Consider the following 9,537-nt stretch of genomic DNA (forward strand, 5'->3'; position numbering starts at 1 on the left):
CTTTCAGTAAACAGACCGATACGGGCGGTTAGTCGCTTTAGCGGCAACAATCCCTTAAATACTGGGAAGGGGTGCTGAAAAGCGCTCCGGTGGGTAAATGGAACGGTCCTTTTCCGTCGCGTGCGAACATCGTTCCGCGCGTTCTCGCGCCGGCCTCCTTTTTCGCCCGTCCGGCCCGCCCTCCGCCCGTTTCAGGGAGCCGGGTGGATCCGCACATGGGCTCCGGGAGGCAGGCCGAGACGCTGGCAGGCGTCGCCGGAATTGATGGCCAGGGCGAGCAGGCCGGCCGAGTCGGTGAAGGCGACCACCTCGCCCGGGGCCACCGCGGCGAACGTCTCGCGGAAGGGCACGGAGATCTGCCGCCTGCCGAGCCGTACGGCCAGCGTGGTCCCCGGGCGGGCGCCCAGGGTGACCAGGTCGCCCGCGCTGATCGACAGCTGGACGTTGCCGTAGTGGTCCACCGACAGGACCTCGCCCTCCACCACGCCCTCGCTGATCGTCGAGGTCGGCGCGGGGAAGGTGACCAGCCGCTCCACCGGGACCCGGGGTCCCAGCTCCGCGAGCTCGCGGCCTGTCGCCAGGTGGGCGGCCACGGGCGCGAAGACGTCGCGGCCGAGGAAGGTCGGGGAGACCGGTTTGAGGAAGAAGTCCTCGTTGCCGAGCTCGTAGGCCGCCAAGGCGCCGCCGACGGCCTGGACCGCCCACGACAGCACGCCGTTGTCCGGGCCGACGAACACGTGGTCGCCCGCCTCCACCGCCACCGCCCGGCGCGAGCCGCCGACACCGGGGTCGATCACCGCGACGTGGACTCCGGCCGGGAGGTAGGGGACCGTCTGCGCCAGGATCGCCGCGCCACGCCGTACGTCGCCGGAGGGGACCAGATGGCAGACGTCGATGATCCGGGACTGCGGCGCGATCCTGGCGATCACGCCGTGGCACGCGGCGACGTAGCCGTCTTCCAGGCCATAGTCAGTGAGGAGGGTGATGACAGAGGTCACATCTGGTGACTGTACGTCCCCACATCCGTCATGAACAGCCGGAAATTCCCGACTATCCTGGCTTCGGGCCGCGTGCGCACGGTGCGATCACCGTATGCCGGACCGAGGAGGACCGCCAATGGACACTGCGCCGATTCCCGGTGACAGTGCTGCCCAGAAACCGGCCTTGCGGGCTCTGACGGAAAGGGAGAAGGAGCTGCTCGCCTTCGAGCGCCAGTGGTGGCGCTACGCGGGCGCCAAGGAGCAGGCCATCCGCGAGGTCTTCGACATCTCCGCCACTCGTTACTACCAGTTGCTCAGCGAACTCATCGACAGACCCGAGGCCCTCGCCCAGGATCCGATGCTGGTCAAGCGCCTGCGCCGGCTCCGCGAGTCCCGCAGGCGCGACCGGGCCGCCCGCCGGCTGGGCTTACGGCCCTGATCATGGGGTAGGCCCGGGGGCGTCTCACGGGACGGGGAACAGGGACTCACAGGAACGGGACCACATCGAATGACCGAAGGACTGGAAGCGATCCTGACCGATCCCGCGGGATCGGTGATCGGCCTCGACTTCGACGGCACGCTCGCCCCGATCGTGTCCGACCCCGAGGCGGCCAGGATCCACCCGGCCGGTCCTGGGGTGCTGGCCAGGCTCGGTGACCTGGTCGGCTCCCTCGTGGTCATCACCGGCCGTCCCGCGGCGACGGCCGTCGAGTACGGCTCCCTGGACAAGGTGCCGGGGCTGGTCGTGCTCGGCCACTACGGCCTCGAACGCTGGGAGGGGGGCGTGCTCGCCACCCCGCCGGTCCACCCCGGCCTGGGGCGGGTCAGGGCCGAGCTGCCCGGGCTCGTCGCCCCCTTCGAGGGGGTCAGGATCGAGGACAAGGGCCGGGCGGTGGCCGTGCACACCCGGCGGGCCCCGCAGCCCCAGGCCGCCCTCGACGCGCTGCGCGCGCCGGTCACCATGCTCGCCGCCGAGACCGGGCTGGCGGTCGAGCCGGGCAAGTTCGTGCTGGAACTGCGGCCCCCCGGCACGAACAAGGGCACCACCTTGAACGCCTTCCTGCAAGAACGCTCGGCCCGCGCGGTGCTGTTCGCCGGTGACGACCTGGGAGACGTGGCCGCCTTCGAGGCCGTACGCTCCTGCGGCCTGCCCGGCGTGACGGTCTTCAGCGGCTCGCCCGAGCTCACCGTCGAGGCCGACATCGTCGTCGACGGCCCCGCCGGAGTGATCGACCTCCTCGACTCCATCGCCACCACCCTCGAATCCCGCTGACGCGAGGGCGGGAGCCGGATCAGGAAGCCCCCGAGCCGCCGTGCGCAGCACGGCCATCAAACGGCCGTTAAGTCAGTGGCAAGTGGGACTCGATAGCTTCTGCGGTATGAGAAAGCGCACCATCGTCCTCGCCGCCCTGGCCGGCGCCGCCGTCCTGACCGCTCCCACGACGGCTTCCGCCTCCTCGGCGTCCCAGGTCTCCACCGCCTCCGGCGTGAAGACCGTCTCCTTCCGCGGCATGAACCTGAAGGTTCCGTCCAGCTGGGAGGTGCACCGCGACGGCGACTGGATGCTGGTGACGAGCGGCCGCTGTGACACGCCCGCCTACTTCGCCCCGAAGTGTGACGGCTTCTGGATCCTCGGCCCGAAGGCCATCAAGTACGGCAAGGAGGGCTTCGGCGCCTACAAGGGCGACCAGCCGTTCTACCCCGCCAGCGACGTGCAGGCCTGCCCCTTCAGCGCCAAGACGGGCCAGGTCATCGGCAAGCCGACCGCGCTCGGCGTGCGCCAGGTCGGCCGGGGGCACAAGGCGAAGTACGTGTCCTGGTTCGGCCGCTGCGTCAAGCACGGCAACGGCGAGCAGACGGCGACCTTCAACCAGCGCGAGTGGTTCCTGCCCACCTCGAAGATCCTCGTGGTGGACGTGTGGAACACCCCGGGCCTGTCGAACATCCTGAAGAAGGCGACCTGGAGCTGACCGACCCGCGGCGGGACGGCCGGACGGCGATCGCTACCGGCCGCCCGCCAGGATCCCGCCCACGGCCAGGCCGATCAGGGCGGGGACCATGAGGAACGCCTGCCAGGTGCCGAAGCCGTCGGCCAGGGCGCCCAGCAGGAACGGTCCCACGCCGATCGCGACGCCGGAGACGATCGAGGCCGTGGCCGAGGCCCGGTCGGGGCGGCCGCCGGAGGCGGCGAGCACGCGCGAGAGCGCCAGGGGGAAGTGCAGGGAGACCCCGGCGCCGGCCAGGACCAGGCCCGTGTAGGACAGCGCGGGGTTGCCGCTCACCCAGAAGATCGCCCATCCCGCGCCGGTGACCACGAGGGCGCCGACGAACAGGGGCGCGGGAGATATCCGCAGGGCCAGGCGCGCCCCGCCCCACCGCCCGGCCGCCATGCCGGCCGTGAACGCGGTCAGCGCGGTCGCCGCCACCGCGGCCGACAGGCCCGTCCGGTCGGAGACCAGCTTCGCCGCCCACAGGTTGAAGCAGAACTCCATCGCGACGCAGCAGAACAGCACGGTGGCGGCCAGGTGGAAGCGCCGGCCGTAGCGGCCCGTGCCCTCCGCCGCGGCCGGGGAGGCCCCCGCGCCGTCCCGCTCGGGAATCCAGACGCGGCCCATGGCCAGGGCGAGCAGCACCGTCGCGATCGGGCTCATCAGCAGCGCCGCCCGCCAGCCGAGCGCGCTCTGCGCGGCGAAGCTGATCACGAACGGCACCGCCACGCCCACGGTCACGCCCAGGGCGTTGGCCTCGCTGATCGCCGCGGGACCGGCCGGGCCGTGGTGGTCGTCGAGCGCGGCCATGCTGGAGTACAGGGTGATCGAGGCCATCCCGCTGGCGACGCCGTACCCGAGCAGGGTGACCGGCAGGGCGTGGCCGAAGATCACCAGCAGCACGCCCACGTTCATCCCGGCCAGGCCGGTCCAGGTGACGGCCCGCCGGCCGATCCTGCGGGTCAGCCAGGGGAGCGCGAGCCCGGTGAGGACGGCGCCGACGGCCATCGCGGTGCCGTGCAGCCCGGCGACCGCCTGGGTGATCCCGAGGTCGAGGCGGAGCAGCGGCAGGACCGCGCTGAGGCCGTACAGGTAGGTGGCGAAGGCGCCGAGCTGGAGGTAGATCAGCCAGGTGGCGCGATCGCGGATCAACCGGACAGGCGCAGTGGTGGCCACCTGATTCTCCCCCGAGTGGACGAAAAGTTGAAATGTCCACGAAAAACTATCTCACCTGGATGAACGCCCCACCGGGTGGTCGCCGGACGCTCCCCGCCGGGTCACTTGAGGGCGGCGAGCTGCTCGGAGAACCAGCGGTGCGGCGGGAGCGCGGTGGCCGCGGCGGCCAGCCGGGCGCCGCGCCGCACCCGCTCCTCCTCGGGCATGACCAGGCCCTGGTACAGCGCGGCGGCGGTGGCCGAGACGTCGTAGGGGTTGACCACCAGGGCGTGCTCGCCCAGCTCGACGGCGGCGCCCGCCTCGCGTGAGAGCACCAGCACGCTGTTCGGCGACAGGATGGGGCCCTCCTTGGCCACCAGGTTCATGCCGTCCCGGGTCGGGTTGACCAGCAGCACGTCGGCCAGCCGGTAGGCCGCCAGGGAGCGCGGATAGTCGTCGTTCACGTTGAGGATCAGCGGGTCCCAGTCCTCGGTGGCGTACTTGTCCTCGATCTCCTTGGCGCAGCGCTGCACCGCCGCGGTGTACTCCCGGTACTCGGGCAGGTCGTGCCGGGACGGATAGGCGAAGGCCAGGTGCACGACGCGGCCGTGCCACTCGGGATGGGTGTCGAGGAACTCCCGGTAGGCGCCCAGGCCGCGGACGATGTTCTTGGACAGCTCGGTCCGGTCGATCCTGACGATCAGCTTGCGGTCGCCGACCTGGTCGCGCAGGGCCGCCATGTGGGACTCGACGTCGGGCTCGCTGGCCCGCGCCCACAGCGCCTCGCCGTCCACGCCCAGCCCGTGCACGCCGATCCGGGTGGTGCGGCCGCCGTAGGTGACCGTACGGCTCACGCGGTCGACCTCGGCGCCCAGCAGCCGCTCGCAGCAGTCCATGAACCCGCCGGCCCAGCGCGCGGTCAGGAAGCCCGCGTGGTCGGCGCCCAGGACCCCTTCGAGGACCTCCACCGCCACGGCGTCGGGCAGCAGGGAGAAATACTCGGGAGGGGCCCACGGGGTGTGCGAGAAATGCGAGATGCGCAGGTCGGGGCGCTCGACCCGGAGCATGGCCGGGGTGAGGGTCAGATGGTAGTCCTGCACCATCACCCGGGCCCCGTGCGCCGCCTCCTCGGCCAGGGCCAGCGCGAACGCCGCGTTGTAGGACTGGTAGGACTCCCACTCCCTGCGGAAGCGGGCGTCGAAGTTCGGCGTGTTGGGGATGTCGTAGAGCAGGTGGTTGACGAACCACAGGGTGGAGTTGGCCACCGCGTTGTAGGCCCGGTGGAAGGTGGCCGGCGGGATGTCGAGCATCCGCAGGGCCCCGGTGTCGTAGCCGGCGTGGTCGAGCCGGCCGCCGGGCGCCTGCCGTACGGCGGCGCGGTCGCCGTCGGACAGCGCGGCGCAGACCCACAGGACGTTGAGGTCCTTGGCCACCTCGGACAGGCCCGACACCAGCCCGCCGCCGCCCCTGCGCATGCACAGGGAGCCGCTTTCGGAGGTGGTGAACGAGAAGGGGCCACGGTTGGAGGCCACCAGAATCGAGTTCATGTGGTTCCCTCGCCTGCGAACGTGCTTGCCACGAAGGTTAACCAACCATGACCTTCGACCATAGGATGTGCAGCGACTGTGACCGCTGATGGGGGCTCGCGATGGCGCTGGACGAGACGACCGAGGAACTGGCCCGCACGGCCGCCCGCGGCGACCACCGTGCGCTGGGCGAGCTGCTGAAGCGCATCGAGCCCGACGTGATGCGGCACTGCGGTCGGATCCTGCCCTACCGCCAGGACGCCGAGGAGGCGTGCCAGGACACGCTGCTCGCGGTGGCCCGCAACATCGGCCGCTTCGAGGGCCGGGCCAGGTTCAGCACGTGGCTGCACATCGTGACCGCCAACTGCGCCAGGACCACCTACCGCTCGCTGAAGCGCCGGGCCGCCGAGCAGAGCTCCGACGAGCTGCCGCTGCAGAAGCCGGACGTCGCCCGGGTGAGCGTGATCGCGGGTTCCCGGCTGGACCTGCTCGACGCGATGGAGGCCCTGGAGGCCGACAAGCCGGAGCTGGCCCAGGCGCTGGTGCTGCGCGACATCTGCCAGCTCGACTACAACGAGGTGGCCGAGCAGCTCAACATCCCGCTCGGCACCGCCAAGTCCCGCATCCACCAGGCCCGCAAATACGTCCAGGGAGCCCTGGGCGACGCGTACGGGTTCTGAGCGCGTCCTCGTCGGGGCGTGGCGCGTCCTCATCGGGGCGTGGCGTGTCCTCGTCGGAGCGTGCGCGGCCGGAGGACGCGTACGGTCGTCGCGGTGCCCCCGCCGGCGCAGTCTTCGTAACCGGTGCTCTTCCATCACCTACCGTCCCGCAAGCTCTGGAAACGGACGCGGACCGTGCACCCGATGATGATGGCAGCCGCCCCCCGGTGGTGATGGCAGCCGTCGTGACCCGCGCACCCGGCCTCACCGCCTCCTTCCGAGTTTATCCACACGTTGTGGACGAGGGCTTTCGGCTTCCCGGATGCCGCGGCCTGACTGATCATGGTCCTACTGTCCAGGAAATAACACGCTGTGTCTCGCGAAGTGAGACATGTGGTCAAGGAGGCTGTAAGGCGAGGTAGAGTGCATGAGACCTGCCTGTCAGGATCACAACTGCATATTGCTCATCCAGAGGGGTGGAGGGACCGGCCCTGCGAAGCCCCGGCAACCCTCCTGGTTCAAGACTCGTGATCTGACGAGGTCGGCCGGGACAGGTGCCAATTCCGGTCCGCGATCAAGGTGGTCGCGGACGAAGATGAGGGAAAGGCCTCGCTTCATGGCGCTTGCAACCGCTGAAACCACGACGTCACTCGACTTCGGCCCCGCCGTAGCCCTCTCCTGTCGGGAGTGCGGCGCCCGCTCCGAACTCGGTCCCAGCTTCGCCTGTCCCGAGTGTTTCGGCCCCCTTGAGATCGCCTACGAGTTCCCCCGGGTGACCCGCGAGGAGATCGCCGCAGGACCGGCCAACATCTGGCGCTACCGTTCCCTGCTGCCGGTCCCGGCGGACGTGGCCGCCAAGCGCAACATGGCCCCCGGCTGGACCAAGCTGGTCAAGGCCGACAACCTCGCCCGCGAGCTGGGCATCCGCTCCCTGCACGTGAAGGACGACTCCGGAAACCCCACGCACTCCTTCAAGGACCGCGTGGTGGCCATCGCCGTCGAGGCGGCCCGCAACTTCGGCTTCCACACCCTGTCCTGCTCCTCCACCGGCAACCTCGCCGGCGCGGTCACCGCCGCCGCCGCCCGCGCCGGGCTGGACGCCTGCGTGTTCGCCCCCGCCGACCTGGAGGAGGCCAAGATCATCATGGCCTCGGTGTACGGCGGGCGCTTCGTCGGCATCGAGGGCACCTACGACGACGTGAACCGCTTCTGCTCCGAGCTCATCGGCGACGAGCTGGGCGACAAGTGGGGCTTCGTCAACGTCAACCTCCGCCCGTACTACGCCGAGGGCTCCAAGACCCTGGCCTACGAGATCGCCGAGCAGCTCGGCTGGCGGCTGCCCGACCAGATCATCATCCCGGTGGCGTCCGGCTCCCAGCTCACGAAGATCGACAAGGGGTTCAAGGAGCTGGTCGCCCTCGGTCTCGTCGAGGACCGGCCGTACAAGATCTTCGCCGCCCAGGCCGAGGGGTGCTCGCCCGTCTCGACCGCCTACAAGGCCGGCCACGACGTGGTCCGTCCCGTCAAGCCCGACACCATCGCCAAGTCCCTGGCGATCGGCAACCCGGCCGACGGGCCCTACGTCCTGGACATCGCCCGGCGCACCGGCGGCGCGGTGGAGGACGTCACGGACCCCGAGATCGTCGACGCCATCCACCTGCTGGCCCGGACCGAGGGCATCTTCGCCGAGACCGCGGGCGGCGTCACCGTCGGCGTGCTCCGCAAGCTGGTCGCCGAGGGCAGGCTCGACCCCGACGCCGAGACGGTGGTCCTCAACACCGGTGACGGTCTGAAGACCCTTGACGCGGTGGCGGACCGGGCGCGTCCCACCGCTGTCATCCGTCCCTCCCTCGACGCATTCCGCGCGGCTTTCGCGTAAGAACTCCTGAAAGGTCTTTGGCTATGAGCGTTTCTGTACGGATCCCCACGATTCTGCGCACCTATACAAACGGCTCCGCCGAAGTGAGCGGCTCGGGTGCGACCCTCCGGGACGTGCTGCAGAAGCTCGACGCCGACTTCCCCGGCATCGGAGCGCGCATTCTCGACGAGACGGGCAAGATCCGGCGTTTCGTCAACGTCTATGTGGGAGAAGAGGACGTCCGTTTCGCCGACAACCTGGACACTCCCACCCCGGACGGCGTCCAGATCTCCATCATCCCGGCGGTGGCCGGAGGCTGAGCCCACCAGTCATCCGGCGTCCCTGGAGACGTCTTCCCCGACACCCGTACCGGCCCTTGCCTGTACGGGTGTCGTGCTTTGCGGCGGGAACTGACAACTGGGGCATCGGGAAATAATGCAAACTTGAACTAACTAATTGTGATAGCAAAACTCTTTCCTGTATTAAAAACGTTCTTAAAGCGTCATTTCCTAGATTGACTCTGTTGTCCCACGGTGTCCCACAGGTATGGTCGAGGACGATCGACGTAGCGGTTCCCCGCCGCGGAGATCGAGGGTCGCGCGAGTGGAATGGGCGCGGTTCTCAAAGGCCGGTAAGAGGAGTCGGAAGTGGCGCAGGGCACCGTCAAATGGTTCAACGCGGACAAGGGCTACGGCTTCATCGCGGTAGACGGTGGTAAGGATGTGTTTGTCCATTACTCCGCGATCCTGATGGATGGCTATCGTGCACTTGAGCAGGGCCAGCGGGTCGAGTTCGAGATCACTCAGGGCCAGAAGGGCCCGCAGGCGGAATCCGTCCGGACCGTCTGAGCCGGCCGTTCCGTCGCGTCGCCGGAGTCTCGCGGCGGGTGGTCCGCGTGGCAGCGCAGTCCGTGCGGACCACCGTGCGCACAGGCCCGGTCCGCCGCGTCGTCCGGCGGGCCGGGTCCTCGCTTTTCCGGGGATCGCCGCTCTCTGACCCCCGGACGCTTCCGGGGACGCCGTCTTGTGATCCTCCGGCGTTTTCCGGGGGCGCTTCCGGGGCGCCGTCTTGCGATCCTCCGGGGTTTCCGGGGCTCGCTGTCCGCCGATCTCCCGTCGATCCCCCTTTGCCCTGCTTCGCTCTCGGCTGAGTGCAGGTCAGGATGGTCGTTGCTTGCACTCGACAGGGTAGAGTGCTAAACAGTTCGTTGGCACTCTCTGTTCGAGAGTGCCAAACCTGGATCGAGGCGATGGGGCCCACCGAACGGAGTCGTGGGCCCGTATGCCGTCGCGGGCGTCGACTCGGTCCGGTGCACGCCACCCTGTGTTTGGGAGGTCTAGCCGTATGGCAGCCAAGATGATCTCGTTTGAC

10 protein-coding genes and 1 riboswitch are annotated in these 9,537 nt (G+C 69.4%); of the genes, 7 read left to right on the top strand and 3 right to left on the bottom strand.

The genetic code is table 11. The features are described from left to right. Positions 1 to 191: 191 nt before the first annotated feature. Positions 192 to 998 (bottom strand): SAM hydrolase/SAM-dependent halogenase family protein, encoded by an 807-nt coding sequence (locus tag Psi01_RS40540; protein WP_204069515.1) that lies wholly within the window; start codon positions 996 to 998, stop codon positions 192 to 194. Positions 999 to 1,116: 118 nt separating this feature from the next. Between Psi01_RS40540 and Psi01_RS40545 the strand changes: the two genes are divergently transcribed. From Psi01_RS40545 to Psi01_RS40555, 3 genes are all read left to right on the top strand, one after another. Continuing rightward, the gene (locus Psi01_RS40545) at positions 1,117 to 1,419 is read left to right on the top strand and encodes a DUF3263 domain-containing protein (protein WP_204069516.1); all 303 of its coding nucleotides are present in this window, start codon (positions 1,117 to 1,119) and stop codon (positions 1,417 to 1,419) included. Positions 1,420 to 1,488: 69 nt separating this feature from the next. Continuing rightward, the gene (gene otsB / locus Psi01_RS40550; RefSeq protein ID WP_204069517.1) at positions 1,489 to 2,253 is read left to right on the top strand and encodes a trehalose-phosphatase; all 765 of its coding nucleotides are present in this window, start codon (positions 1,489 to 1,491) and stop codon (positions 2,251 to 2,253) included. Between the two features lie 106 nt (positions 2,254 to 2,359). Then, positions 2,360 to 2,950, top strand: coding sequence for a hypothetical protein (locus tag Psi01_RS40555; protein WP_204069518.1), 591 nt, complete (start codon positions 2,360 to 2,362; stop codon positions 2,948 to 2,950). Positions 2,951 to 2,983: 33 nt separating this feature from the next. On the opposite strand, the gene Psi01_RS40560 is transcribed toward Psi01_RS40555, so the two are convergent. Then, positions 2,984 to 4,144 (bottom strand): MFS transporter, encoded by a 1,161-nt coding sequence (locus Psi01_RS40560; RefSeq protein WP_204069519.1) that lies wholly within the window; start codon positions 4,142 to 4,144, stop codon positions 2,984 to 2,986. Between the two features lie 101 nt (positions 4,145 to 4,245). Beyond that, positions 4,246 to 5,670 carry an alpha,alpha-trehalose-phosphate synthase (UDP-forming) gene (locus Psi01_RS40565; protein WP_204069520.1) on the bottom strand — a complete coding sequence of 475 codons (1,425 nt, stop codon included), beginning with the start codon at positions 5,668 to 5,670 and terminating at the stop codon, positions 4,246 to 4,248. 101 nt (positions 5,671 to 5,771) lie between these two features. On the opposite strand from Psi01_RS40565, the gene Psi01_RS40570 reads away from it, so the two are divergent. From Psi01_RS40570 to Psi01_RS40585, 4 genes are all read left to right on the top strand, one after another. Beyond that, a complete protein-coding gene (locus Psi01_RS40570) occupies positions 5,772 to 6,329 on the top strand; it encodes an RNA polymerase sigma factor (RefSeq protein WP_204069521.1) in 558 nt (185 codons plus the stop codon). A 440-nt stretch (positions 6,330 to 6,769) separates the two neighbouring features. Next, a riboswitch (SAM riboswitch) is annotated at positions 6,770 to 6,910 on the top strand. Positions 6,911 to 6,924: 14 nt separating this feature from the next. After that, positions 6,925 to 8,187, top strand: coding sequence for a threonine synthase (thrC, locus tag Psi01_RS40575; RefSeq protein ID WP_204069522.1), 1,263 nt, complete (start codon positions 6,925 to 6,927; stop codon positions 8,185 to 8,187). 23 nt (positions 8,188 to 8,210) lie between these two features. Beyond that, a complete protein-coding gene (locus Psi01_RS40580) occupies positions 8,211 to 8,486 on the top strand; it encodes a MoaD/ThiS family protein (RefSeq protein ID WP_203880015.1) in 276 nt (91 codons plus the stop codon). Positions 8,487 to 8,813: 327 nt separating this feature from the next. Further along, positions 8,814 to 9,014: a cold-shock protein gene (locus Psi01_RS40585; protein ID WP_055507665.1), complete on the top strand. Its 201-nt coding sequence runs from the start codon at positions 8,814 to 8,816 to the stop codon at positions 9,012 to 9,014. Positions 9,015 to 9,537: the final 523 nt, after the last annotated feature.

The organism is Paraplanobispora siamensis, assembly GCF_016863175.1.
GTDB lineage: Bacteria > Actinomycetota > Actinomycetes > Streptosporangiales > Streptosporangiaceae > Planobispora > Planobispora siamensis.

Bases quoted from the DNA above. Each gene is read 5' to 3' on its own strand.
- Psi01_RS40555 (WP_204069518.1), top strand. From the start codon at position 2,360: ATGAGAAAGCGCACCATCGTCCTCGCCGCCCTGGCCGGCGCCGCCGTC.
- Psi01_RS40580 (WP_203880015.1), top strand. From the start codon at position 8,211: ATGAGCGTTTCTGTACGGATCCCCACGATTCTGCGCACCTATACAAAC.
- Psi01_RS40565 (WP_204069520.1), bottom strand. From the start codon at position 5,670: ATGAACTCGATTCTGGTGGCCTCCAACCGTGGCCCCTTCTCGTTCACC.
- otsB (WP_204069517.1), top strand. From the start codon at position 1,489: ATGACCGAAGGACTGGAAGCGATCCTGACCGATCCCGCGGGATCGGTG.
- Psi01_RS40570 (WP_204069521.1), top strand. From the start codon at position 5,772: ATGGCGCTGGACGAGACGACCGAGGAACTGGCCCGCACGGCCGCCCGC.
- thrC (WP_204069522.1), top strand. From the start codon at position 6,925: ATGGCGCTTGCAACCGCTGAAACCACGACGTCACTCGACTTCGGCCCC.
- Psi01_RS40545 (WP_204069516.1), top strand. From the start codon at position 1,117: ATGGACACTGCGCCGATTCCCGGTGACAGTGCTGCCCAGAAACCGGCC.